The organism is Flectobacillus rivi, assembly GCF_030056655.1.
GTDB lineage: Bacteria > Bacteroidota > Bacteroidia > Cytophagales > Spirosomataceae > Flectobacillus > Flectobacillus rivi.
This window is the reverse complement of record NZ_JASHIE010000009.1, coordinates 147,222-173,789: the sequence shown is the minus strand read 5'-3', so window position 1 is coordinate 173,789 and position 26,568 is coordinate 147,222. Positions and strand designations below refer to the sequence as shown.

19 protein-coding genes are annotated in these 26,568 nt (G+C 37.1%); 8 read left to right on the top strand and 11 right to left on the bottom strand.

Annotated elements, in window-relative coordinates; genetic code table 11:
- Nucleotides 1-149: 149 nt before the first annotated feature.
- Nucleotides 150-962 (top strand): alpha/beta hydrolase, encoded by an 813-nt coding sequence (locus tag QM481_RS13570; protein WP_283382134.1) that lies wholly within the window; start codon nucleotides 150-152, stop codon nucleotides 960-962.
- A 76-nt stretch (nucleotides 963-1,038) separates the two neighbouring features.
- Here QM481_RS13570 and hpf read toward each other — a convergent pair whose 3' ends face one another.
- Both hpf and QM481_RS13560 read right to left on the bottom strand, forming a co-directional pair.
- Nucleotides 1,039-1,395, bottom strand: a complete 357-nt coding sequence (gene hpf, locus QM481_RS13565; RefSeq protein ID WP_166553590.1) for a ribosome hibernation-promoting factor, HPF/YfiA family — start codon at nucleotides 1,393-1,395, stop codon at nucleotides 1,039-1,041.
- A 460-nt stretch (nucleotides 1,396-1,855) separates the two neighbouring features.
- On the bottom strand, nucleotides 1,856-3,580 hold the full coding sequence (locus QM481_RS13560; RefSeq protein WP_283382133.1) for a VRR-NUC domain-containing protein: 1,725 nt from the start codon (nucleotides 3,578-3,580) through the stop codon (nucleotides 1,856-1,858).
- A 403-nt stretch (nucleotides 3,581-3,983) separates the two neighbouring features.
- On the opposite strand from QM481_RS13560, the gene QM481_RS13555 reads away from it, so the two are divergent.
- The 3 genes from QM481_RS13555 (at nucleotide 3,984) to QM481_RS13545 (ending at nucleotide 8,975) form a co-directional block, all read left to right on the top strand.
- Complete coding sequence (locus QM481_RS13555; protein WP_166553588.1) at nucleotides 3,984-5,171, top strand: phosphoglycerate kinase; 1,188 nt, start codon at nucleotides 3,984-3,986, stop codon at nucleotides 5,169-5,171.
- A 199-nt stretch (nucleotides 5,172-5,370) separates the two neighbouring features.
- A complete protein-coding gene (locus tag QM481_RS13550; RefSeq protein ID WP_283382132.1) occupies nucleotides 5,371-7,890 on the top strand; it encodes a bifunctional UDP-N-acetylmuramoyl-tripeptide:D-alanyl-D-alanine ligase/alanine racemase in 2,520 nt (839 codons plus the stop codon).
- Between the two features lie 335 nt (nucleotides 7,891-8,225).
- Nucleotides 8,226-8,975 (top strand): DeoR/GlpR family DNA-binding transcription regulator, encoded by a 750-nt coding sequence (locus QM481_RS13545; RefSeq protein ID WP_166553586.1) that lies wholly within the window; start codon nucleotides 8,226-8,228, stop codon nucleotides 8,973-8,975.
- A 77-nt stretch (nucleotides 8,976-9,052) separates the two neighbouring features.
- Here the strand turns inward: QM481_RS13545 and QM481_RS13540 are convergent, their stop codons facing one another.
- Both QM481_RS13540 and corA read right to left on the bottom strand, forming a co-directional pair.
- Complete coding sequence (locus QM481_RS13540) at nucleotides 9,053-9,547, bottom strand: DUF3592 domain-containing protein (protein ID WP_166553585.1); 495 nt, start codon at nucleotides 9,545-9,547, stop codon at nucleotides 9,053-9,055.
- Between the two features lie 518 nt (nucleotides 9,548-10,065).
- Nucleotides 10,066-11,142 (bottom strand): magnesium/cobalt transporter CorA, encoded by a 1,077-nt coding sequence (gene corA / locus QM481_RS13535; RefSeq protein WP_166553584.1) that lies wholly within the window; start codon nucleotides 11,140-11,142, stop codon nucleotides 10,066-10,068.
- 246 nt (nucleotides 11,143-11,388) lie between these two features.
- Here corA and mce point away from each other — a divergent pair, with 246 nt between their 5' ends.
- On the top strand, nucleotides 11,389-11,790 hold the full coding sequence (gene mce, locus QM481_RS13530) for a methylmalonyl-CoA epimerase (protein ID WP_283382131.1): 402 nt from the start codon (nucleotides 11,389-11,391) through the stop codon (nucleotides 11,788-11,790).
- A 98-nt stretch (nucleotides 11,791-11,888) separates the two neighbouring features.
- Here the strand turns inward: mce and QM481_RS13525 are convergent, their stop codons facing one another.
- The 7 genes from QM481_RS13525 to QM481_RS13495 form a co-directional block, all read right to left on the bottom strand.
- Entirely contained in the window at nucleotides 11,889-12,902 is a 1,014-nt protein-coding gene (locus QM481_RS13525; protein ID WP_283382130.1) for a toast rack family protein, read from the bottom strand.
- A 19-nt stretch (nucleotides 12,903-12,921) separates the two neighbouring features.
- Nucleotides 12,922-13,353, bottom strand: a complete 432-nt coding sequence (locus tag QM481_RS13520; protein ID WP_166553581.1) for a PspC domain-containing protein — start codon at nucleotides 13,351-13,353, stop codon at nucleotides 12,922-12,924.
- A 249-nt stretch (nucleotides 13,354-13,602) separates the two neighbouring features.
- Nucleotides 13,603-14,277: a hypothetical protein gene (locus QM481_RS13515; protein WP_166553580.1), complete on the bottom strand. Its 675-nt coding sequence runs from the start codon at nucleotides 14,275-14,277 to the stop codon at nucleotides 13,603-13,605.
- A gap of 104 nt (nucleotides 14,278-14,381) precedes the next feature.
- Complete coding sequence (locus tag QM481_RS13510) at nucleotides 14,382-15,584, bottom strand: THUMP-like domain-containing protein (RefSeq protein WP_283382129.1); 1,203 nt, start codon at nucleotides 15,582-15,584, stop codon at nucleotides 14,382-14,384.
- A gap of 69 nt (nucleotides 15,585-15,653) precedes the next feature.
- The gene (locus QM481_RS13505; RefSeq protein WP_283382128.1) at nucleotides 15,654-17,072 is read right to left on the bottom strand and encodes a TolC family protein; all 1,419 of its coding nucleotides are present in this window, start codon (nucleotides 17,070-17,072) and stop codon (nucleotides 15,654-15,656) included.
- Between the two features lie 5 nt (nucleotides 17,073-17,077).
- Nucleotides 17,078-18,454 carry an HlyD family secretion protein gene (locus tag QM481_RS13500; RefSeq protein ID WP_283382127.1) on the bottom strand — a complete coding sequence of 459 codons (1,377 nt, stop codon included), beginning with the start codon at nucleotides 18,452-18,454 and terminating at the stop codon, nucleotides 17,078-17,080.
- Nucleotides 18,455-18,516: 62 nt separating this feature from the next.
- Nucleotides 18,517-20,700: a peptidase domain-containing ABC transporter gene (locus QM481_RS13495; protein ID WP_283382126.1), complete on the bottom strand. Its 2,184-nt coding sequence runs from the start codon at nucleotides 20,698-20,700 to the stop codon at nucleotides 18,517-18,519.
- Nucleotides 20,701-21,125: 425 nt separating this feature from the next.
- Between QM481_RS13495 and QM481_RS13490 the strand changes: the two genes are divergently transcribed.
- The 3 genes from QM481_RS13490 to QM481_RS13480 all read left to right on the top strand — a co-directional run bounded on the left by QM481_RS13490 (nucleotide 21,126) and on the right by QM481_RS13480 (nucleotide 26,504).
- Nucleotides 21,126-23,534, top strand: a complete 2,409-nt coding sequence (locus QM481_RS13490; RefSeq protein ID WP_283382125.1) for a DUF5686 family protein — start codon at nucleotides 21,126-21,128, stop codon at nucleotides 23,532-23,534.
- A 252-nt stretch (nucleotides 23,535-23,786) separates the two neighbouring features.
- Entirely contained in the window at nucleotides 23,787-24,275 is a 489-nt protein-coding gene (locus tag QM481_RS13485; RefSeq protein WP_095160847.1) for a (2Fe-2S)-binding protein, read from the top strand.
- A 45-nt stretch (nucleotides 24,276-24,320) separates the two neighbouring features.
- Nucleotides 24,321-26,504, top strand: a complete 2,184-nt coding sequence (locus tag QM481_RS13480) for a xanthine dehydrogenase family protein molybdopterin-binding subunit (RefSeq protein ID WP_283382124.1) — start codon at nucleotides 24,321-24,323, stop codon at nucleotides 26,502-26,504.
- The last annotated feature ends 64 nt before the right edge of the window (nucleotides 26,505-26,568 follow it).

Sequence of the window (26,568 nt, the reverse complement as noted above, 5' to 3'; positions counted from 1 at the left end):
ATTGCTGAATTTAATTTTTACACACTTTTTAATAGAACCAATGAGAGATTAGAGAACTCCGTTTTGTATAAAATTTAAGCTATTTTTGTTTTGAGAAATCTATCGAAGAAAATTTATAATCAATTCCATCATCTTATTTCTAACAATCTATGAAAAAAAGTACTTTACTGATTCTATTGCTATTAATCCAATTTATTGGATTCGGCTCAACTGTCGATACTATTCAAGTAAATAGTCAGTTTTTGAAAAAGAAAAGCCCCATTGTTGTAGTAACGCCTCAAGCTTATACGACATCAAACGACAAGCGTTTTCCTGTGATTTATTTCCTTCATGGCTATAGTGGCAATCATCGCTCATGGGTAGAGTCTTCGCCCGATTTCCAACAACTTGTAGACCAATATCAGATAATTGCAGTATGCGTAGATGGTGGATATGATAGTTGGTATTTTGACAGTCCTATAACTCCGTCGTATCAGTATGAATCTTATATTTCGAAAGAGCTCATTCCGTTTATTGATAGCAAGTTTAAAACCAAATCAGAACCTAATGGGCGAGCTATTACAGGATTGAGTATGGGAGGACATGGCGCCTTGTACTTGGGTACGCGCCACCCCGAACTATTCGGTACTATGGCAAGTATGAGTGGAGGCGTAGATATTTTGCCTTTTCCCAACAACTGGAATATCAAAGGACGACTAGGAAAATATGAAGAAAACAAAGCTGTTTGGGAAAAAAATGCCGTCATTAATCAGACCTTCTCTCCTTCTCAATCTATTTTGATTGACTGTGGAATTGATGATTTCTTTATTGGTGTAAATCGTGCTTTGCACCAAAAACTCATGGATAATAAAATTCCGCATGAATATACTGAACGCCCGGGAGCTCACAATTGGCAATACTGGTCTGTATCTGTGAGAAATCATTTTTATTTCTTCAACGCATTTTTTAACAGAATTAAATAGTCGAACCTGACTAATGACTAACAATTCATTACAGATACAAAAAAATAGCCCAAGCTTTCGCTTGGGCTTTTAATATTTAGCTTTCAGAAGCCATTGACAAATTCATCAAAACTTGGCGACTGCCTAATGATTTCTCCTGAACTTTTTCTTTAAATCGTTTTAATTGAACTTTCAAAGCTTCAATTGCAATGTCCATTGCCTCTTCAAAAGTCGTAGCCATCTCCCGCACAAATAGTGTAGCCCCCGGCAAACTTATTTTCACCTCTAACGTTTTACCTCTCACTTTTGTATTTTCCCCTTTGTCGAGTCGAAGGAAAACTTCCCCACCTGTGATCTTGTCGTAAAACGTATCCAATTTGTTTAACTTTGATTGGATAAACTCCAACAACTTCTTGTCTGCGTCGAAGTGAATTGAATGCACCTGTAATTTCATACGCACTCTAGTTTAAGGTTAAAAGATCATTTTCCCCTCAACGTCGCACTGCTTAATTTTAGTATATAAAATATAAGGCTGAACAATGTATGTATATCTGATTGATGTGCCAATGACGTTGAGTAGGAATTTGCCCAAGTTTGGAGTTGGGAACTAGCGATACGATACTTTTATCAAAAGGCTAACTCCTCGGACTCCAAACTTATTTTTCTGTAAAAGCCCTATTCTTTTATAGGACTGAAATACATTGTTGGGCGATTTCCTTAGAATGAATTTAGAAGATTAATTTGATAAATCCAAGCCCATTTTTCAGATTCTTCGAATAATCAAAACTAGAAATCTTCTATATAATAAAACAAGGTAATAATCTTGAAAATGTACAAAAAATAAGAATTCGTAAAGAATTTATTATATTTAATTCAAGAAAAAATAAAACTTTTCCATGTTTATAAACTGTACATTACGCCGTTATTAACTCTGTATCAGGCTTTTTCCATTCTATTCTGAGTACCTTAGCTCGCAGATTTATGCTCTCAAAAAACCTTAACCAATACAATTGTTGGTTAGAAAGACTATCTGTTGGAGACTTGACCTCTATAAACTGATAGTCGCCATCGTCCCAAATAAACAGGTCGGGAAAACCTCTGACATTTTCACGAAGATTACGAGCCATTTCGAGCATTACGGCTTTTACTTGCTCGCTCGAAAGGCGTTCCAACAAAGTAATAATCAAAGGAAATAAGCCTCCATACCAGTCCACCAGAGGATTGGTAATACCATATTTTTCAAAGAAAGTTTGGTTCATAAAGATATTCCAAGCATCGGGATCGTCAAGTATTTCGAGACGCTCTTCCATTTTTTGTTGACGCTTTTCAAAAAATGTTGGTTTAAACAAATCTGAAGGCGAACGTTGAAGAGGATGATGAATCGCCATACTTTCTGTATCAAAAATAATATCCCAAAAAAGTAGTCCAAACAAACTTCTCCAAAGGTGATTTTCGGTAAAAGCAGCCTTTTTATTAAGCTTTTCGTAATGGTCTATTACTCCAAATTCTACTTGACGTTGCCATGATTTATCCAACGCCAACACATCTGCCTTATGAAGCTTATCTGTCACAGCTTTTTTAACTTTCTTCTTGGCATTTTGGGCTTCTAGTTTATTGAAAAAATCAAGTGCAAAAAACTGCTCATCAGCATTTTGTGGCTCCGAAAGAATTTGCTCACATAAGGCTTGAGCCTCTTCATTATTTTTGATTTTATGTAAAATTCTTACTTGCCGTTCTCTTGAAGGAGGTTCGTGGGTAAGTCGAAATACAGGCAAAGCAAGGTCTGGCAATTTGGCTTTTTCGAAATAACTTCCCACTTTCAAGGCAAATCTTGCATAGCTGGGTTGAGCAATTTCTGAAAGTGATTCCTTATGCTTTTCAGTCCAAGTCATAAACCAATGATATATTTCCTCTGGCGCTATGTTTTGCTCCTGCATTTCATAAAAATCTTCTCTTGCTAAACTCACCTTGAATTTATCTTCCGCCTCTTGTCGACTCTGGAAATGTGGAACCAATTGATCCATATCGTAGTGCTCATAAGTTTGAAAGCCTAAATCTCGCACCACAAATTCGGTCATATCTCCATATCGACTTCCAAAGAATAGGAACTTGAGCATCTGTACTTCTTCCTCATAATTGACTTTTATAATAGCAGGTTTTTCGGCGATTTCGGGATTGAGCCACGCCACCATTTCATCAAAAGTAGCTGATTCTAAAAGCCAGTCGAGGAGCTCCTCTTTTTTAAGTCCATTTTTACCCTTGACATCCAGATTCAACATTTTAGCTAACTGAATCAACTCCGACTTATTGAGGATATCCAAAACATTACCAGCCAAGACGATATGCTCATGACTAAGTGCAGATAAAAAGTTTTTAGCTATTAAGGCATCAAGAATAATATCAATATTTTCGATTTCTGCATACTTCAGTTTATCTGTTTTGAAGAACGAGCCACGACGATTTGAGAAGCGAATATACAAACATTGTTCATCCTCGTCGAGCGCCTCAAATGCCTGAATAAAAGCATTTTCTTGCTCGTTGAGAATTGTGGTATATTTCTGTTTGACAAAGTCCAACAGGTATTGAAAATAGGTTAAATAGTATTTGGGAGGAAGTTCTTTTTTCTCGATTGGTATCATAAAATTGAATTGAGCTTCAAATGTTAGATTTGCTATAACAGAACGGATTAAGCGCTCGAATAATTCAGGAAAGAAGAATACTTGAAAGGATTTACTGAAAATAGTACAAATACCGAAGCTCGACTTAGTATTATTTCAATATTCTTTTAAAAAATGTAACTTATTACATAATCTCTAATTAAAAATACTCAAATGATTGTGTTTTTTCGTGAATTATTCTTGAAAAATGTATATTTGCCCCGAAGATTTTTAAAGGAAAGTCAACGAAGCATCGAGGTTATAATAATTTTACAAAATCTTAATTTCACGTAATATTATTTTGAAAGAACTAGACGTTTCGTAATTTTTCTTTGTTGATTCATAAATCTCCCAATTATAAACAACTATTAACATAAGAAAAAAAATGAAGACTGTCAATTCCTACAATTTTGCAGGCAAGCGTGCATTAGTCCGTGTTGACTTTAACGTTCCATTGAACGAACGTTTCGAAATCACTGATGATACTCGTATTAAGGCAACTATTCCTACAATCACCAAAATTCTTAATGATGGTGGTTCGGTTATCTTGATGTCACACTTGGGAAGACCAAAAGACGGTCCAACTGAAAAATATTCATTGAAGCACTTAGTAAATCCATTGTCAGTAGTATTTGGTCGCAAAGTTAAATTTGCAGATGACTGTATCGGACAATCGGCTATCGATCAAGCTGCTGATTTGCAAGCAGGTGAAATCCTTTTGTTGGAAAACCTTCGTTTTTACAAAGAAGAAGAAAAAGGAAATGTTGAGTTTGCTGAAAAATTGTCAAAATTGGGCGATGTTTGGGTAAATGATGCCTTTGGTACTGCTCACCGTGCACACGCTTCGACGGCTGTAGTTGGTCAATTCTTCGAAGACCGCGTATGTGGTTATGTGATGTTGGCTGAAATCGAAAATGCTAACAAAATTTTAGAAAGCGCTGAGCGTCCATTCACAGCTATCATGGGTGGTTCTAAAATTTCTGATAAAATTTTGATTATCGAGCGTCTTTTAGACAAAGTAGACAACCTTATCATCGGTGGTGGTATGACTTATACTTTCTCTTTGGCTGAAGGTGGCAAAATTGGTAAGTCTATCAACGAGCCAGATAAAGTAGAATTAGCAAAATCATTGTTGGAAAAAGCAGAAGCTAAAGGTGTAAAAATCTATATGCCATTAGACAATACTTGTGCTGATAACTTTAGTAATGACGCTAACCGTCAAATCGTAAATCGTGGCGAAATTCCTGATGGTTGGGAAGGTCTTGACATCGGTCCTGAGTCTGTGAAATTGTTTAGCGAAGTAATTGCTAACTCTAAAACAGTTCTTTGGAATGGTCCAATGGGTGTATTTGAATTCCCTAACTTTGCTATCGGTACCAACGCAATTGCTGACGCAGTTGTTAAAGCTACTGAAGAAAACGGTGCTTTCTCATTAATCGGTGGTGGTGACTCAGCTTCGGCTGTAAACAACGCTGGTTATGGCGACCGTGTATCTTATGTATCTACTGGTGGTGGTGCATTGTTAGAATATATGGAAGGAAAAGTTTTGCCAGGTGTAGCTGCTTTATCATAAGCCACTTAGCTTTTTCTAATATAAAATTAAGATAAGTGAGGTAATTTTTACCTCACTTTTTTTGTTGCTATTTCATAAGGATTTAATGATGGATTGAGCTAAAAGTGATACTTTCGGGTGGGTTTTTCTAAAATGTGTTTTAAAAATCAATCCCACGCTCAATTGCAAATCGCTCAATATTTTTTGGATATTTTGTAGAATGAAATTTCAAACAGCCCCCATTAGCACCCACGCCCAATATTTGCTGAATGACAGTCGCCAGCTTTCATCTCCAAGTTCTTCTATTTTCTTTGCCATAAAGGGGCTTCATCATGATGGACATCAGTATTTGGATGACTTGTACCGCAAAGGCGTCCGTGAATTTGTAGTTGAAAAGTCAGCTTGTACAACAGGGATCATGCGTGAACTTTCACACATGCCAGAAGCAAAAGTTTGGCAAGTAGAAAATAGTATTTTGACCATGCAAGAAGTGGCGGCACAGCACCGCTCCCAATTTGCTATTCCTGTCATTGGAGTAACAGGAAGTAATGGTAAAACGGTGGTAAAGGAATGGTTATCACAGTTATTAGCTAATCGTTTTCAGATTGTCAAAAGCCCTAAAAGCTATAATTCGCAGATTGGTGTGCCTTTGTCGGTTTGGCAAATGAATAAGGCTCATACGCTTGCCATATTCGAAGCAGGAATTTCTCGTCCCGAAGAAATGGAAGCTTTGCAAAAAGTTATACAACCAACTATCGGAATTTTTACCAATATTGGCACAGCTCACAATGAGTTTTTTGCTGAAACTAGTCAAAAAATTCGAGAGAAAATGAAGTTGTTTCAGCAGGCTAAAACTTTAATATATTGCTCTGATTACGTTGAGATTGATGAGATTGTAAAAAAGGAATTCATTTTTGAAAACCCTTCATGTAAAATCCTTTCATGGTCGAGAGTGTTGCCCTTTGGTATTAGAGTAGACTGGGAAGTGGGACTTCAAAACACGCTGGTTACCTTACAGTTAGATGATCCAGATACCGAAAAGGAGGATTTGCCATTTCAAGGCGGTCATGCAATGAAACTCGATGTCCCGTTTACTGACGAAGCCTCTATTGAGAATGCTATTCACTGTATTGTCTCTATGATTCATCTGGGATATAATGAATTAGAGATTCAAGCTCGTCTACAAATCCTTCGTCCGATTTCGATGCGACTTGAAATGAAACAAGGAGTCAGAGGAAACTATTTAATTGATGATACCTATAACAATGATTTAGCAGGTTTGACGATTGCGCTCAACTTTCTAAATCAGCAAAAGCAAAGAGAAGCAAAAGTATTGATTTTGAGCGACTTGCTAGAGACAGGAGTTATAGAAAGTGAGCTTTACAAACATATTGCACATTTGGTCAAAGCCAAACATTTGGATATGGTCATTGGTATTGGCGAAATTATAACGCGCAATTGTGGTTTGTTTTCAATTCCATCTAAAAATGGAGTTCATGAAGGTGCTTTGCATTTTTTCAGAACGACCCAAGATTTTCTTGAAAGTAGGCTCATCAAAGAAATCAAAGATAGTGTTATTTTGGTCAAAGGGGCACGCAAATTCGGCTTCGAACAGGTTGTCAGTAAATTGGTTAAGAAAACTCATGGTACCATCCTCGAAATCAATTTGGATGCCATTACCCACAATCTTAACTATTACCGAGATAAAATCGGTCAACAAACCAAAATTATGGTCATGGTTAAGGCTTTTGCTTATGGGGCAGGTAGCACCGAAGTAGCCAACCTTTTACAGTTTCATGGAGTAGACTACCTCACTGTAGCCTATGCAGACGAAGGTGTAGCATTGAGACAAAATGGTGTTTATTTGCCTATCATGGTCATGAACCCATCCCCTAACGATTTTGAGCAGATTGTTCAGTATAATCTTGAACCCGAAATCTATAGCAAACGCATATTAAGAGAGTTTTCAGAATTTATCGATGAACATCATCTAACTGCCAAAATACACATCAAGCTCGATACGGGAATGCACCGTTTGGGCTTTGAAAAACACGAATTACCTGCGCTATTAGAAGTACTAACCTGTAATCCCAACCTTTGGGTGTCGACCATTTTTAGTCATTTGGTTGGTGCAGACGGTGCCGAACACGATGATTTTACCAGAAATCAAGCAGCACTTTATACCGAGATGGCAAACGAGATTTCTGAAGCAATTGGTTATTTTCCTTCAAGACATCTCGCCAATTCAGCAGGAATAGCACGTTTTCCTGAAGCACGTTTGGATATGGTGCGTTTGGGAATTGGGCTATATGGCGTAGCTGCTACCCCCGAAGACCAAGCGCAGTTACAAACAGTAGGTACACTCAAAACGGTTATCTCGCAAATCAAAACAGTCGAAGCTCACGAAACCGTAGGTTATAGCCGCAAAGGTATTCTTAATCGAAAAACTAAAACTGCCACCATTGCCATTGGTTATGCTGATGGTTTTGACAGAGGATTTAGCCGTGGAAATGGCGAAGTTTTAGTACATGGTATACGATGTAAAGTAATTGGAAATATTTGTATGGATATGTGTATGATAGACGTAACCGATGTGCCAAATGTGCAAGAAGGAGACGATGTGATTATTTTTGGGAAAGATTTATCGATTATAGAACTGGCTCAAAAAATAGATACTATTCCTTATGAAATTTTGACAAATGTAAGCGAAAGAGTCAAGCGAGTTTTTTTCCAAGTGTAATAAAAAAGAAAAACGGTGTCAGCACAGCTGTCACCGTTTTTTAATAACCCTTCAGAACATTATTCTTACTATCCAATTATTAATACTAATTATTCTCTAAAGATATAAAAATGGTTAATTTATTACAAGACAAAGGTATAAAAAACTTTTCAAACTATTGCAAGTAAATTTGCAAAAAATTGCAATAGTTTGAGACCTTTTTTCAAAGATTTGCGAAAAAAAACATTCTACTCTAGGATATTAGCAAGAAATAATTGTAAATTTGACTACTTATTATAATAAAACAGAAGTGCTTGCAATCTTACGCAAGCGTGGGCCTTTAAAGGTTTAAAGTTATGCTTAAAGAAGAACGTCAACAACTAATTCTAGAAAAGTTAGGAACTGACAAGAAAGTAACATTAGTAGAGCTGGGACAATTATTAAATGTCTCGTATGATAGTGTAAGGAGAGATGTTATAGAGCTAGAAGACCGAGGACTCTTGAAAAAAGTACATGGGGGTGCTATTGCCAACTCGTACTTATCAATGAAAGCAAGTCGTGGTTTGGGTATTGCTAACAATGAATTTAATATCATTACAAAAAAAGCTCAAAAACTAATTGAGAATCACTCTATTGTATTGATGGACGGAGGTACCACCAATTTTTATATTGCTGAGCAACTCCCTAAAAGTTTAGAAATTACTGTGGTGACCAACAATCCGCATTTAGCTACGGCATTGGCTGAACATCCAAAAATAGAAGTAATTTTGCTCGGAGGATCGTTTTATAAGCGATACCAAATAACACTTGGTAGTAAAACCATGCAAGATTTAGAGCATATCAATGCCGACCTTTACTTCATGGGCATCAACAGTATCCATTCACAAAAAGGATTAGCCATCAGACAATATGAGGAATCGTTACTAAAACAAAAGATGATGAGCGTTGCCAAAAAAACGGTAAGCTGTGTGATTGAAGAAAAAATGAATCGTGTAGAAAACTACAAAGTATGCGATGTAGACGATTTGGATTATTTGGTTACGAGCCTTAATCCAAATGAAAAAATCTTGCAACCTTTCAAAGGCAAATCAGTAGAAATCTTATAGTTTGCATAAGCTTGCAAATACTTGCATAAAAAAAGGTGTTATTGCTAACACCTTTTTTTATTATTTGGAGTCCAAAATTACTTAAGAGCGATTGGCATTTGAGCATGAGCCGTTAGAATTGCACTTGCTACTAATAACAAAGCTCCAAGAACAAAGAACAAACCAGGTTTTGTACCAGGAATACTCGACGTACCTAAAGTAGAATCGTAAGGGTTTTCAGGGTTAAAGCGAACCTCCACTTTTTCTCCTACTTGACTGATTCTTGGCATGCCAGTCTCAGATTCTATCTTAAATGTTCTTCCTTTGAAGTTGAATGATACCACAGGGAAGTAAATCGGGGATTGTCCCATTTTGTCACTACGTTCGTAACGTTTACTTACCTCTACGATTTCTCCTTCTGTAATTTGTGAATGCTCCAACCATGATTGGCGCTTTCTAGAAATTACTAAACCCAACACTATCAATGCAACAGAAACTACCATGAATATAACCATTACTACTGGCGGTACACCAGTAAATGGTTGAGTCGGACGACCCGAGATTAACAAAATCGAAGCAAACACGCTTTCCATACTCTTCTATGATTTTTTGTGATTATCTAAACCATTGGTTACTTAGACCATTTTATGATTCAAATATCCGACTAAAGTATCAGAAAATCAAGCAGTTAAAGCTCACCTCAAAAACCCCATTATCTTCTAAAATAACCCTCAAAATCTTTAATTATATCTTTTTTGAGAAGATTTATAGATTTTTAAAACCTGTTTTTTTAGAAATTAATATTTTTTTGAAAAAATACATTGATTTTGCAACCACACTTGGAATAAAAAATATTTTTTGATTTATGGTAATTATTTTTTGTACTTTTTGTAGTTAAAAGCTTTATAAATCAACAGTTCTATAAGCCAAAACACTATTTGATAATGATAGAGGATTCATATTTACCCTATTTTTGTTAAAAAAGTATATTTTTCACCAAAATAGGTTAATAAAATGAGGTTAATTTCTCAAAAACATAAAAAAATATTTTTTTCTAACTGAGTAAAATCACTTTTTCTACAAATTTTCAATATGAGTATTTCTTACTAGACTACAACCACCCTTTTCGTTTAAACCCTATCAGCATTAGGATAACCATGACAATCATGACTACCCAAACAACTGGGTAACTGTATTTCCAATGCAATTCGGGCATATTATCAAAGTTCATCCCATAAATACCCGCCACAAATGTCAATGGCATAAAAATGACAGAAATCACCGTGAGTACCTTCATGATATTGTTCATTTTGTTACTCACTTGAGATAAATACAAATCCATTAAAGAAGCGATCAAATCTCGGTGTGAATCGATATTCTCAATCAATTGTGAGGTATGGTCCAGTACATCTCTAAAATAAAGCGAGGTATAATGCGTAATGCTAGGGTAATCTTCACGAAGAACGGTAGCTATCATTTCACGTAAGGGGTAAATCGATTTACGCAATGTCATCTCTTCTCGCTTTAGGCCATATAGCTCTCGCATTGCCAATGGTTTGGCATCTTGAATAATATCCTCCTCCAATCGTTCAATTTCATCAGAAAGACAGTCCAGACACATAAAATAATTATCTACCACCAAGTCGATTAGGCAATATATCAAGTAATCAACTCCATTCTTACGAGTTTTACCTGCCGATGCCACAATGCGATTTTGAACGGGCAGAAAAATATCGGTAGTTCGTTCTTCCTGAAATGAAAGGACGCAATTATCTATCAAGACTAAACTCAAATGTTCACTTTCAATTTCTCTTGTGGTAGCGTTATAATTGAGCATTTTGAAGGTAAAAAAGAGTTGATTTCCTTCATAAGACTCAAACTTAGGCTTTTGCTCAGTATTCATGATATCCTCCAAAATAAGCGGATGAAGATTGAATATTTCACCAATCGTTGCAATTACTTGTGGCTCATGAATACCATCAATATTAAACCAATGTCGTTTGTTTTTACTTAATTCTAACTGATTCAAATCCGAAAAATGTGGTATTTGACATACCTTATATTCTTCATTATTGTATTCTACCCAAGTGATTTTGGTGGCATAATTTACGTCAGCTCCTACATAGGTAAGTGTACCAGGCGAAGTGCCTAAAGTTGTTTGAGCGTTATTTCTTTTTCGTTTGGACATACTGATAGTGTTGAATTAAAGGAATAGAATTTTGAACACAAAACCCTATTTTTCAAACGATTACTTCTTCATAAAAACTTTCCTTTTGATGATTCATATTGATATTCATCATAAATCATCAAAAGAATTTTATGTTTGATCAATCTATTTGTGCTAAGTTGAGATAGTTTTGTGGCTATCAAATAATAGTTTTTAGATATTTGTCAAAGATAAATGTTTAATCGAAAATCAAAACAAAACCATAAGATGCAACATGTAGAACATATCGGAATTGCAGTAAAAAGCTTGTCCGAATCTAATACCTTATTTAGTAAATTATTGGGCGTATCACCTTACAAACAGGAAGGTGTGGAATCAGAAGGTGTTTTAACTTCTTTTTTTCAGACAGGACAAACTAAAATTGAACTTTTAGAGGCAACGAATCCCGATAGTCCAATCGCAAAATTCATCGAGAAAAAAGGCGAAGGTATACACCATATTGCCTTTGAAGTAGAAGATATAGAAGCAGAAATGGCAAGATTAAAATCAGAAGGCTTTATCCTATTGAATGAGGTGCCTAAAAAAGGTGCTGACAATAAACTAGTATGCTTTTTACATCCGAAATCAACAAATTCGGTATTGGTGGAGCTGTGTCAAACGATTAAATAACGGATTTGCATTATTCAATATCTGTGAAAGCAAAAGGAGCCCTTCAAATCAATGAGAGCTCCTTTCTATTTATATCCGAAATCAAGAATCAGCAATTCTTAGTATCTTTTCACTTTCAAATCTTGCAAACCACCATCAAAATTAATCAAGATTTTTTTACTTGACTTGTCATAATTTGGTGATTCCCAATAGTCACCTCTTTTGGTAAATCCTTCAAAGTTTTTCGAGTTTAACCCTCCATCTACTTTGATACGACAACCTACACCTTGCGGAACTTCAAATTCGATAGAGGTAAGTCCTGACTCTACGTTGACAATCATATTGTCAGCCAAATCACCTAATTTGATGTCGGTTTTGGTTACACCTGTTTTGATGTCCAACTGTTTGATACGGTATGATGATAAATCAAAATCTGCTTTTCCAGCACCGAATTCAAACTTCATGTTCCAAAGCACATTCGGATTGAATTTCAAATCAACTTTATTGTGACGGTCACTGTCAAAATTGATACCTTCTTTTTTACCTGAAAGTTTAAATTTAACATTTGGATTATCGCCCTCACCCGTTTTTCCTAAAGAGATTTTCCCAAAATCAAGATCGGCATCTGCTTCTACCAATTCAGAAGTTCCTCCATCGATGATAAACTCCGCAGCACCACCATTTAACTCAAAATTAGCAGTTTTGATAGATGAGTTCATCGGTTCAGTGATGTGCTGCTTACCTCCAACTCCGTAAGATTTTTCGTCTTCATTGTTGTCATCCTTATCATTATCCTCATTTTGACTATTATCGTCATTATCATTACGATTATCATCATCATCAAATCTTAAGTGGAAATCTCTATCTCCATCAAACACTTCTGACTTGACATCATCAACACAGCTCTTAACTAGTACCAATGGAATAAAAATAGCCATCATGATAATAGAAATTACCGTAGCCGAACGACTTGTTTTGCCAACGAAGGCCATCAAGCCCATGTATATCAATAGCAATGGCCACATTCGAGCAATATCATGCCAGTGGATATGAAACCACCCATATTCTTTTCCGAGGAAGAGGATACCTAATAAAATTAGAAAACCTCCTGCAAATATATTTTTAGAATTCATGGCTTAAAGGTTTTGAAGATTAGAATTGACCGTAATTGTCGTTATTGCCATTTGATTTTCTATCCTTGAAGATGATATAACCACCTACACCGATTAGCACCAATGGCCATAATTTATGCATATCAAAGCTCGGAATCCATTCATCCAAGAAGAAAATTAAGCCTAGGCCGATAAGCACGGCACCCCAAATTTTATTTGATTCTTTTTTCATGTCAGGTTTATTAAAATTGAAAGCAGTGGCATCGTTTACAGTGGTGTCCCAAGTATTTTTGACTGGTAAGGCAATCCAAAGGATGATATACATCCAAAAGAAAAAGCCGTGTGACAATACTGTTCCGAAGAAAAATATTAATTGAATAATAACAGTTTCTATTCCGAATCTTTCTGCGAGTCCTGCACAAACACCCCCCAAAGTAGCTTTTGAAGGATTGCGATAAAGTCTTTCGTTCATGATAGTAAGTATTAATTGTTACGAGGTTTGATGCTAGTTTCAAATCAAAGGTTACAGCCTAATTTAGTTAATTATTGGGATATTGTAGCTGTTTTGCCTTGTTTGATGTTCGAAAGTTATGTGGAGACCTAGAATTATCAAGACGAAAATAAACGGACGGCAGTTTTGGAAGGCTAAATGGAATTTTTGGATGGGTCACAAAAAAAACTCCTAATCAAAACAGGCTTGATTAGGAATTTTTAGATTAATTTATTTTGGCAATTTTGTTCTAGCCTCTTCCAGTTTTTTTTGTTGATTGGCTAGTTCTTCCTGAATTTTGATTTGATCTTTCTTATTTTGTTCAACATCAGAAAGGAGTTTTTCTAAAGCTGCGCCGTTTTCTTCAATTTTTTTCAATAAACGTTCTTTCTCTTTTTTATTGTCTTCAATAGATTTCACCAATCTATCTCCTGACTTTGCAAACTTCTTTTGCTTTTCTGTTACATCATCCAAAGCTTTTTGTTGAATTCGTACATTTTCTTGTTGGGTAATAAGGTCAACAAAATTATTCAAAAACTTTTCAGCTTGTGGATATTGTGAGTGCCCACCGTTGATATAAACTTGGTCTTCAAAGCCAAAGGAAACAAAGATTTTGGTACGACCTTTATCGTAGAACACCTTACTAACAACCATTAGGGGAAGACTCGAAACGCTAGGAATATTTGCACCTGTAATGCGATACACGCCGCTACGTCCGTCTTCTACTCGCCCATACTTGGCTAATTCTTGCGCCCAAGATTCTTTTACATATTTTTCATCGACTGATACGGTTGTGTATAAGCCTTCTTTATTGGCACGGTCTACTTCGAGAGTTCCTGTAAAAACCTGACTAAAGGCAGATTTGCCAATGAATAATAGGATGGATAAGATGAGAAGTTTTTTCATGATTTCGAAAATTTTGATTGTGTCTTACCAACGAATTTAGTGCTTATTCGGTTTGATTTCAAGCAACTATTTGAGTATTTGGTAGCTATAAGACTTATATAGCTTTAGGAAGTCACCTTTTGACAAACTATCACAATTTTTTGCCCCTGAGCATCGGTCGTAGCGAAAAGATAGGTATTTCCTCCTTCTTGGATTTTAAGTTTTTCTCTGATTTGTTTTACTGTTAAAGGAAAATTCCTGATGGTAATATTGGCTTGATTATTCGAAATAAATGGCGCTATTGCTTTTTTATCAAGTTTACACACTGCCAGAACTTCAAAAGAACGTCCTATAAAATCAGCCTGAAAAACTTCTGATGTATATAAATGACTATGAGGTGCAATTTTTTGTAATCCATAGCGACTACAAGGAAGCTTAAAAGCGCCTGCTTTTAATAATGCTACATTAGGTTCATACAAGTAACGAGCGGGCTGACCAATACTCGGAGCGGTTTGCGCTTCTTCTTCTTTGTAAAAACTCAAAGTTTGAGTATCCTGATTTTTATATAAAGCCACGCAAGTTATCAGTGGAGCGTCGATATGGTTTGATTTCAAGTGAAAAAGAACTTCCTTCACCTCGTTATCTACCGAAATTACCCATATTTGTTTGATACTCTTCAATTCCCGAACAGACTGATCGAGGTCGAGCATAGGAGATGCTTTAATCAGAATATTTTCAGAAAATTGAAAAAGCAAGTCTTGGTATTTCACTACATCGGGTTCGCAATCGCTCAAGGCAAAAACCTTCCCTCCTGCTTCATCACGACGATGTGGGTCGAGATAGATCCATGAAAAATGTGTATTGGTTGGATTCTGCGCATTGAGCCAATCGATTGAATTACCCCCAATAAACGTTATATGTTTTAACCCCAATTGTTCAAAATTATACGCCACTATCTCTTGTAGCTCTTGATTCTGCTCAAAATGAAAAGCTTTCTGAAAACCTTGTGCTAAATAAGCTGTATCCACTCCCATTCCACCCGTCAAATCGGCTATACTTTCTCCATGAATTAAACTCGCTTTGAAGAGCGCCGTCACTTGCGAAGAACACTGCTCTACCGAAAGATTGGCAGGAAAAACCAACTTGGTATTGGCATACCAATCGGGTAATTTATGTTGAGCTTTCTGGCGAGCTTGAATTTGTTGCACCAACTTGGCTACAGGCAAATGCGGATAACGACGCGCCTGCAACATCAATTTGCTAGGTTCATCGTTGAGATGTTCTTGTATAAACTGGATTTCTTCTGGGCTAAATAAAGGAGCGTTCATACCACAAAAGTACTAGAATAAATGCAAGGCAAAAAAAAAGCCCCACAGCTTAAACTGTAGGGCAAAGGATTATAATTCACTTAAACCTGAGTAATACGCCAAACTTGCTAGTGCTTTTTCGTATTTACTTCGCAAAGACTCAACTTTGACTTTCATGTCGATAAACTTACTTTCACGGGAGTTGATTAGGAAAAGTGTACTTTCGCCTATTTCAAACTTACGTTGTTCCGCCTTTAGTAAAAGTTCCTGATTGCTGGTAGCTTGCTGCTGAATAGAAAGCTGACGTTCAAGGTTTTTCACATCGTTGTAAGCGGCATAAATATCATTGACAACTTCTCTTTTTGCCAAATTGTATTCAAAACCTGTCGACAGTTGCTTGATACGAACTTGCTCTAACTTGCCTCTTTCTTTCCTCAGAAAAATTGGCATCACAAATTCAACACCCATTTTATGATTATCAAAAGAGATACCTCCTTCTGGTCCGTAATTGCTATTGAGGGTTTTGGTTATAAAGTTAAAATTGAAATTCAATTGTGGCTTTAATAACTCTTTTCTTAGTTTTTCCTCTAAACCCAACTGTTTGATTTTAACATCCAATTTTACAATTTCAGGATGTTGTACTTTTGCTTGGGTGATAAGGTTTTGTAGAGTTACCTCGTCAAGTTTTCTGGTAGCTATTTTAGGAGGAATAGCACCCTCGGGTAATTCCAATGGATTTTCGTTGGCATCCCACAAATAATTAGAAAGTGCCAAACGAGTGTTTTGCAACTCTACATAAGCTTGCTCCAATGCAACCTGACGGTCTTGTAAGGTAATCTTTGCCTCCACAGAGTCAATCGCAGCTTGTTCGCCAATAGCAGCACGTTCTTTGGTTGCTACATATCGAGTATTCGCCAAATTCAAACCTTCTTGAATAAACTGTAATTGTTGATAGCTAAACCACCATTCCCAATAGGCTTTTGAAGCGGACAATACGGTTTTGTTAATTAACTTCAATCGTTCTGCTTCAGAAATTGTTTTAGCCAATTGCGCCTGTTTTAAGGTGGTACGACGTGCGTCGATAATCATACCTTGTCCAATCGGAACAGTGATACCTGCTACTAATAATTCGGGAGATTCTTCAGGTAAAAGTTTTTTACCTGTACGATTTTCGTATCCTAATTTTAAATCTGTACCTGTCCAAACAGGAACTTTTAAGGCGTTTTCCCAACGATTATAATACTCGCTTCCACCCAAAGCTTTGCGGTCGAGCGTGGAGCTGAGCTTAGGGTCAAACTGTCCTTTGGCTTGCATAATTTCGGTTTCGGCATCGCGTGGGTATAAATCAGCTTGCTTGACCATGGGGTGATTTTTGAGCACCAAACTTTTAAAATCCTCAAAACTAAAAGCTGTCTGAGCAGATACTCTGAAGCTTGTAAAGCTCCAGAGTACAAGAATAAAAAAGAAAGGTTTGACAAGAAAAGCACCCTGATGTGTGTTATTCTGCATCTTTATCATTTTTTATCTTCTTTTTTAGCTTGTTTGTCAGGTTGTTTTTCCTCTGGTTCACTCTTTAAGTTGGCAGGGAAAGCATTGAGCTGGCGCCATACTTCATACCAAATAGGTACATTGTCGAGCATAACCCAGCCTACTACACCTGAGCCCATTCGCAATTGCTTTGGCCAAGGGTCGTCACCTTTCTTCGGAATTACTAGCATACGATATTCGCCACCTTTACTATCTACTCGGTCGATAACTTTTACAGTACCTCCGAAAGTACCTACAGAGGTAGACGGCCATCCCGAAAATACTAGAGCTGGCCAACCTTCAAACTGCAAGCGCACCTCACGACCTTCCTGGATGAGGGGTACGTCCATAGCTTTTACGTACAGTTCTACAGCTGTATCTGGATTAGAAGGCTGAAGCGTACAGATAGACTCGCCTTCTTTGATGGTTTCACCAATACCTGCCTTCAAAGCTTTTACCACAAAACCATCTTGTGGCGCACGAACAACATATTGTCCGAGACGATAATCCACATTAGAAATTTTATTTTGTAATTGCGACAATTCATATTCTCCAGTAGCTACTGAAGACAATGCTGTACTTTTATCAGATTCTGCCTTTGAGATTTTCTCTGCGTATTCGGCATTCACGGAATTAAGTTCGATACGGGCATTGATAAGCTCTTGACGAGAAACCAACAATTTATTTTGTACCGAAACATACTTTGCTTTTGTTTCTTGCAATTTGAGCTTACGAGATTCTAGTTCGCTCAACGATACAATTCCTCCATTTTTGTATTGATCTTCACCACGGTCATAACGTACCTGTGCGATATTAACTTGCACTTGCTCTGCCAACATATCGGTACTATCCGACACCACTTTGGCTTGGTTTTGTTTGACCTTGTTTTTAGCTTTTTGTAAACTAAACTGCTGATTTTGTTGCAAAGCCACAATTTGCGACTCAAGGGCTTTTACTTTGATATGATAACTTTCAATAGCAGATTTTTTGGCAGCAAGTTGCTCCTGTAAACGTTTCGAAAGGTTTTTATCAAAGTAATCATCTTTAATTTCAGAAATCACCAAAATGGTATCTCCTTTTTCGACAAAGTCACCTTCTTTCACAAGCCATTTTTCAATTCGACCTGCAATGATATTTTGAATATTTTGGGGACGGTCTTTGGGAGTAAGTGCTGTAATATCGCCTTTGCCATTGATATTCTGTTGCCAAGGCAAAAACATTATAAGCAACAAAACAACCCCAATCCCGATAAGCCATCTTTTTAAGACGACCGCTGACCGTGGCGTATGCAAAGTGTTGAGGGAGTATAAATCAAACTCCTCATGAACACGGTCGTGAACTTTTTGTTTTGATATATTTAACATGAGTAAATTCTTAAGATTACGTTTGAAATAATTGTTTTGGCTCAAAGCCTATTCTTCAACAACTAGTCCACCAATGACATAAACTTATCGTTTTTCATAAGCTCGTCAAATGGCCCGTCCAACACGATTTCGCCTTCATTCATTACTAAAACTCGATCACAGGCCGCCATAACCATCGGGTCGTTTGAGATAGTGAGTAATGTCCAAGGATTCTCTTTGTCGGTCAAGAATGAGATACATTTCATACGTTCAGCCTTGTGAAGCTCGCGATAGATGTCAGTAATCATTAGCAATTTTGGCTTTTCAACTACGCATCTAGCAACTGATACTTTGGCGATAAAGCTTTCAGAAAAACGCTTACCTCCCGCAATCATTTGGGTACTGAGTCCATCAGGGAGCTCAGCTATAATATCTTGCATATTAAGGCTTCGGAGCGCCCACTGCAAATCATCGAAAGTGATATTCTTGCGTCCCATTACCACATTGTCGATTAAGGAGCCATCAAAAATCAAGTCTATAGCAAGGTTACGCTCAATGGCATCACGAACAGCATTTAGGTCCAAATCACGAATCGAAATACCATTGTAAGAAACAGAGCCTTCGTATTCGGTGAAAATGGCAGATAAGATTTTGAGTAAAGTTTCTTTACCTGACCCGTTAGTCCCAGTAATACAGATACTCTCATTGGGCTGAACATCCAAATTCAGGTTTTTCAACACCTTTTTATTTCCATCTGGATATTTGTAACTCAAGTTTTGCAACTTGATAGCCATTCCTTCTGAATGTTGATTAAAATCGTAGTTTAAGCCTGTTTGGCGCTCTAGTGGAAGGTCTGTTACAGTTCCCATTTTCTCAACGGCCGTCAACAAGTCAAAAACTGTTTCGATACTACCAATCAATTTTTCTACAGAGTTTACTACCAATACGATGATAATTTCAGAAGCTACAAACTGCCCAAGCGTAATTTGTCTGTCGATGACTAAGGCTGTCCCCAAAATCAGGAGCAAACCAGTAATAAATGCTTTGAAGAATACCGCATTTCCAAAAAGGATTAGCAGTACATTGAAGTGTTTTTTACGGTATTTGAGATAGTTATTCACCAGATAGTCCATGCGTTGCATAGGCAAATTGGTAGAGCCAGCCGATTTGAAGGCATATAAAGTACGAGCAATGTCTTCGAGCCATTGTGCTACTTTATATTTATACTTCGATTCAATCAAGCTAGATTCAAGTCCTTTGGGTGCATTGTAATAGACTACCAATGATACAACAATGACCATAATAGCCCCAAATGCAATGAAGTAAGGGTGATAAAGCGATAGCAAGATAACTCCAAACAAAATTTGGATTACGGCTGCTGTTACGTCGATAAGTACTTTGGGAAGTGCTTTTTGAACATTCAGAATGTCAAAAAAGCGATTCATTAACTCTGGTGCGTAGACCCCTAATAAGGATTCAGATTTGACTCTAGGGATACGATAGGTAAATTCGAAGGCAGCTTTAGCAAAAACTCTTCTTTGAAGAATTTCGACGAGCGTTTGTTGGTAAATTTGTAGGATACCCGAAAAAACAATTCCAAGTATTACGACACCTACTAAAACATAAACAGAACTAAAGAAAAGGCCTCCAGATACAAGCCCAATAATGGCCTGAATGCCAAGTGGCAAGGTTAAGCTAATGATACCCACTACAATGGCATAAATATAGATAGTGGTAATATCTTTTTTCTCCTTACGAAGCATATTAAACAGCCTCTGTACAGGAGATAACTGCTCGAAGGCATTATCCTCCGAAATATTTTCGAGGGGAAAGACCTTCAAAAATCTAACTTTTCCATTATTCGATTTGTCGGGAGCATTTGAAACGGTAGCTGGCCTAAATGAAGAAGACGAGGAAATAGCCTCTGTTTCGTTATCCAAAATCCGCCAAAAGAACGGCGCATCATCTTTGAGCTTTCTGGATGCTAAAATTGGTCTAATCTCTCCGTGAGAATCATCAAAAAATATAATTGGATGAGAGCTTTGCTCGATTAGAACGTGGAACTCTTTGGCGTCTGCGTAGTTTTCGACGACTAAAAACTGTTGTTTTCTGGCCTCTTGGATAAGGTCATTCACAAAATCATAAATGCTATCCTTAGCGTAGGTTCGGGTCGGTGATAGCGGTGACTGATATGTGAAATTGTTAAATTCAGTGCCGTAAAACTCGGTCAGTTTCTTAACGATAAGGCTTAACTGAGTGCTTTGCATGTGGTTGTTGGTTTTTTAAAGGTTAATAGTTAACTAACAACGAAGTATTAGTTTGTCCGAACAGTTTGGAAAGAATCTAAATAAAATCGAACGCACAAAATTACTTATTATTTTACTCGCAATCGGGAGACTGACATTAATCTTAGATTAGAATTTTTTCCTTTAATGAGCTTTCTCATTGAGGGCTATGGAAGAAGTACTTAAATTTGCTTTGCCTTTTTTTATTTAGTAATTTAGTCCTAGGTTAAGAGTAATGGTATTATTTCATGAAAAAATAAGCCTTTTTGCTTAAATTTTCTTTTTAATTAAATATCACATTTTTTTTCAGATAAACAAAACTAAAAGGGGGTAATTTTCCGTTTACTAAATTTTGGAGATACGCTCCATATCAACCATTGAGGCAAAGCCTTGCTTTGCAAGTCCTTATGTTTAAAGAATTCATTCGGCCACTGATATTACTATTATCTATATGCTGCCAAATTTATACTGCTAATGCCTTTCAAATCAATACGACTGATTCTTCATTATATGCTCATCAAGCCGTAGAAAAAGCTATTTTGAATGCTAGTAAGCATGACCAAAAACAGGCTAATTTTTCTGCTGAGATTTTTATCCAAAATACAGGTAAATGGAATCGTATCCCTAGTATTTGGAAGGGACTTCTCAAAAAGGAAGGGATAGAGGGCAAATTAGCATATCAATCAGAATCTTATGGCAAGTTTCGGGTAGATACTGCTTATAATTATGTATTTGATTTTAAGGCTGCTCGTAACAATTATCATGCAGAAGCTCGTGCTGACAAGTTTGTAAATCCCAACTTTTATAAGGCAAATGTGGGACCAAAAGCTATTTCTCCTCTCTCGCCTAAAGCTTTTCACTATTATGATTTTAAGTGGATAGGCAAGGCTTTTCTGGCTGGAAAAGAAGCTGATTGGTTTGAAATTACGCCCAAACTTAATAATGACGAGAAAGTTTTTTCTGGTAAAATTGCTTTGTCTACTGACGAAGGATGGATTGTCGGATTAGATGTTTCGGTAAATCACTATGCAATTCAGTATCATTTTGAAATAGATTTTGAATCTGTCCAATCTGTGGTTCTTCCTCAAAAATATCAAATTTCTACCACTGGCAAACTCATGGGATTTCAGGGTGAGTACCAGTACATAGCCCACGTTTGGAATTATCAGCTTGGCAACATCGAGCCTATTGTAAGACCTGCGGAACATCAATTTCGTGAAGTTTATAATATCCAAGAACGTAACTTCGAAGTTCAGCAGTTTAAGCAAGTCATGGGAACGCTTGGCTCTAATCTGGAAAACACTTGGAGTGATGCCAATATTGGCTCAGGATTAAAACGATATGATAAGATAAATTTGGAGGTTTTGCCTGAATCACAATCGCAAGAATGGTGGGATAACCTAAAAAAATCTTACCAAACAAAAACCTACCTCCCAAGTCTCTCTATTTCGGCGATTTCCAAATCAACACTGCCTCCGCAACCTGACGAGTATGCTACCTATCGTCAAACCAACCTTAAATTTGGAGTCGGAAGTGTTTTATTTAGTCGCTCATATTTTTGGGGAGATAATACAAGAGGTTTTTATCCACACGAAATTTACTATAAATCTCCTGTTTTAGACTTCAACTTCAATACCGTTGAAGGATTTGTTCAAAATACGGGAGCTTTATATCGCTTTAGAAAAGCTCGTTATGATTGGTTCGAAATAGACCCAACGTGGCGATATTCTTACAACTTAAATAAGTCATCAGGAACACTAAAGCTTCGTTGGAAAACCCAACAAGACGATATCAGTATCACTGGTGGAAAATTTGTATCGCAATACAATGTAGATACCCCAATTGCTTTTGACCTGAACTCACTATCGACTTTATTACTAAAGAAAAACTATGTAAAGATTTACGAGAAAGAGTTTATCAATTTTAGTTTAGTCGAAAGAATTTCAAATGCCTTTGCCATTCGAGGTTCGGCTGAATGGGCAAGAAGGTTTCCTTTGGAAAACACCACCAATTATTACTGGATTAACTTCCAGAATACGCCATATTTGCCTAATAACCCAGAAAATAAAGAAATTGGCAATACCGAATTTAAGACCAATACAGCTTTTTCGGTCAGTTTTCAGGTAAACTATCGTCCTACCCTCAAAAAGCAATATCGTAACAACATTCGAATGGTCGATTTGTCTTCGTCGCCATTAATTATGTTCAAATATCGTGGTGCTTTCAGCGAAGTTCTTAATACAGACATTGACTTTCATACCGTTGAATTAGGTATTACACATAACTTTCCGTTATCGCTCAATACCAATTTTAACTACATCGCACAAGCTGGTACATTTTTCGACGTAAAGAATATGACCTTTGCCGACTACAAGCATTTTAATGGCAATAACAACATGATTTCGATTGGAAATATGCTTACAACACATAGATTAGTCGGTTTTTATGACAACTATATTTGGGGAGCTAGTAAGAAATTTATTGATCCATTTTTGTATTCGACCAACGGAGCTTATATCGATATTATGACGATGGTGGGGATGCGTAAGTTTTTGGTTTCAAGACTAAATATCGCTCGAAAGCTAGCTTTACGTGAGGAGTTTTTTGCCAACTACATGTACACTGCCAATAAGAATTTTCATTATGCTGAATTTGGTTATGGTATCGATGGTATTGCTCGTATTTTCCGATTGGAATTTGGCTATAGACTCGAAAATGGTACATTTACCAAAGACACCCCAACTTCGAGAATTACTCCTATTATTCGTATTTCTCTCAACTCAAGAGTACGTGGAGGTGTAACACCTGACTGGTAATATGACATTTTTAATTTTAGTAAATTATAGAGACGTAAGGAATTACGTCTCTTTTTTTATCTTCATATTGTAACAAATCTCCAATCAATCATCCGCAATCTGAAATACTTTGTCTTTCATCTAAAAAATTTGAACAAAATAAGGACAAATTGTATTTTTATAAATGTTAAAGACAAAGTCAGACGACTTTCTTGATGCTTTTACAAACACTATCCTTCTAGATACTAATCAACTCCTAAACTTTCGCACATCATGGCAAAGTACAATCTTTCTGTAAATGGCAAAAAATATACTGTAGATGCAGACCCAGACACTCCTCTTTTGTGGGTGATTCGTGATTATGTGGGTTTGAAAGGAACTAAATTTGGCTGTGGAATGGCACTTTGTGGTGCTTGTACTGTTCATTTAGACGGACAACCAATTCGCTCATGCTCAACGCCAGTTTCTACAGTAAAGGCAACGAATAAAATCACAACTATTGAGGGAATTTCTAATAATACCGATCATGCTGTACAAAAAGCATGGATTGAAGCCCAAGTACCTCAATGTGGTTATTGCCAATCAGGACAAATCATGTCTGCGGTGGCACTTTTAAAAACTAATCCTAATCCTAGTGATTCGGATATCGATGAGGCTATGTCTGGTAATATTTGTCGTTGCGGAACTTATCCACGTATTCGCAAAGCGATTCACCGTGCGGCAGAATTAATGAAAGATTCAGGTAATACAACTGGTAGATAAGAATATTCTAGCACCATTGTTTATCTTAAATTCTCGCAAAACATCATGACAAAATCATTAGAATCTTCAAGTCGTAGAGACTTTTTGAAATCTACAGGAAAAGTTGGGGCTTTGTTAGCCATCGGCTTTTCGTTGCCTTGGCAACAAGGGCAAGCTGCAACCATTACCAAAATTGACACAACGAGTTCATTAGCAGGACTAGAACTCAACCCTTATATCTTAATTAACGACGACGGACAGATTGTTCTATTCAATGCTCGTCCAGACATGGGGCAGGGTACTTATCAATCTTTACCACTATTGTTGGCAGAAGAACTAGAGGTAGATTTATCTCAAGTACAAATCCGTAATACCGACGGTCAAGGTAAATATGGTGCGCAGTTATCAGGTGGTTCATCATCTATTCGCACACGCTGGCAACCTATGCGTAAAGCAGGTGCAGCGGTAAAAGAAATGTTGATTACGGCTGCTTCAAAAAAATGGAATGTTCCTACTACAGACTGTTACGCTCAGTTAGGTAAAGTGTATCACAAACCTTCTGGCAAGTCTTATACCTACGGGGAGTTGGTAGAAGAAGCTTCAAAATTAGAAGTACCTAAAAACCCCAAGCTAAAAGACCCGAAAGATTTTAGACTATTGGGCAAATCTGTTCCAAGACCAGAAATTCCTTCTAAAATTAATGGTACTGCTGTTTTTGGTATTGATGCTGAAGTTCCTGGCATGTTATATGCAAGCATTCAACGCTCTCCAACGATTTTGGGCAAAGTCAAAAGTATAGATAGCGCAGAGGCCATGAAGGTAAAAGGTGTGAAAAAGGTCGTAAAAACCGAACGCAAAATGCCTCATCGTGCTGTAGAAGCCGTTGCTGTTGTAGCAGATACCTATTGGGCAGCCTTGAAAGCAAGAAAAGCTCTTAAAATTCAATGGGATGCAGAGGGTTCAGACAAAACTTCGACAGATGCTTATTATGCCAATCTTCGTCAGTTAGCACAAAAAGACGGGATTGATTATCCAGAAAAAGTAGGTGATTTTAAAGGTGCATTCCAAAAAGCAACTAAGAAATTAGAGGCTTCTTATGAAACTCCTTTCTTAGCACACGCTCCTCTCGAGCCAGAAAATGCAACTGTTTGGGTACAAGGCGACAAGGTAGAAGTATGGGCGCCAATTCAAGGACCTGATGGGCTTATTCAACAATTGTCAGCTTATTTGAAAATTAAGCCTGAAAATGTTAAGGTAAACGTGCCATTCATGGGTGGGGCTTTTGGTAGAAAAGCCTATTTCGATTACGTGATGGAAGCTGCACATATTTCTAAGCAACTCAACGCACCAATTAAAGTAATCTGGACGCGTGAAGACGATATGACGCAAGGGCCTTTCCGTCCGGGAATGCTTGACCGCTTGGAAGGTGCTATTGATGAAAAAGGTGCTTTAGTGGCTCACCATCACCAAATTGTTGGTTCTTCTATCCAACATCAAGTATTCGGAGTACCGCTCAAGGATAAAGCCGATGATTGGGCACATGAGACGGCTAACTTTGAAGATAGTCCTTATGATATTGCCAATAGAAAGCTTTCTTTCAACTTAGCAGAAACTGATATTCCTATCCTTTGGTGGCGTTCGGTATATTCATCGACTACTGCTTTTGGACAAGAATCGTTTATGGATGAATTAGCACATGCAGCTCAGATTGACCCATTGGCTTTCAGACTCGAAATGTTAGCAGATTCTCCACGTTTCTCAAGAGTTTTACAAACTTTAGCCAAAAAATCGAACTATCATCAGAAGTTACCAAACAATCAGGCTATAGGTATTGCTGTTGCTCGTTCGTTTGGTACCATAGCCGCACACGCTATTACGGTTTCGAAACAAGGAAAAGGAGTAAAAATTGAAAAAGTTGTTTCTGTTATTGACTGTGGTATGACAGTAAACCCTGACAATATCAAAGCTCAAACAGAAGGAAATATCGTAATGGGATTGACAGCAGCCATCAAAAATGGCATCACAATCAAAGATGGTATCACTGAACAAACCAATTTCCATGAATATAACGTAATGCGCATCAACGAGATGCCAGCTACGGAAATTCATATCATTGATTCCACCGAAGAACCAGGAGGTGTTGGCGAGCCAGGCTTACCACCTATTGCTCCTGCACTTTGTAATGCGATATTCAACCTAACGGGTAAACGACTTCGAAATTTACCAATCAATTTGGACGAAATAGGATAATAAAAAAAAGAGGTTGCCCCAAAAGGTAACCTCTTTTTTTATTTTAGCATCTCTCATCTTAAAT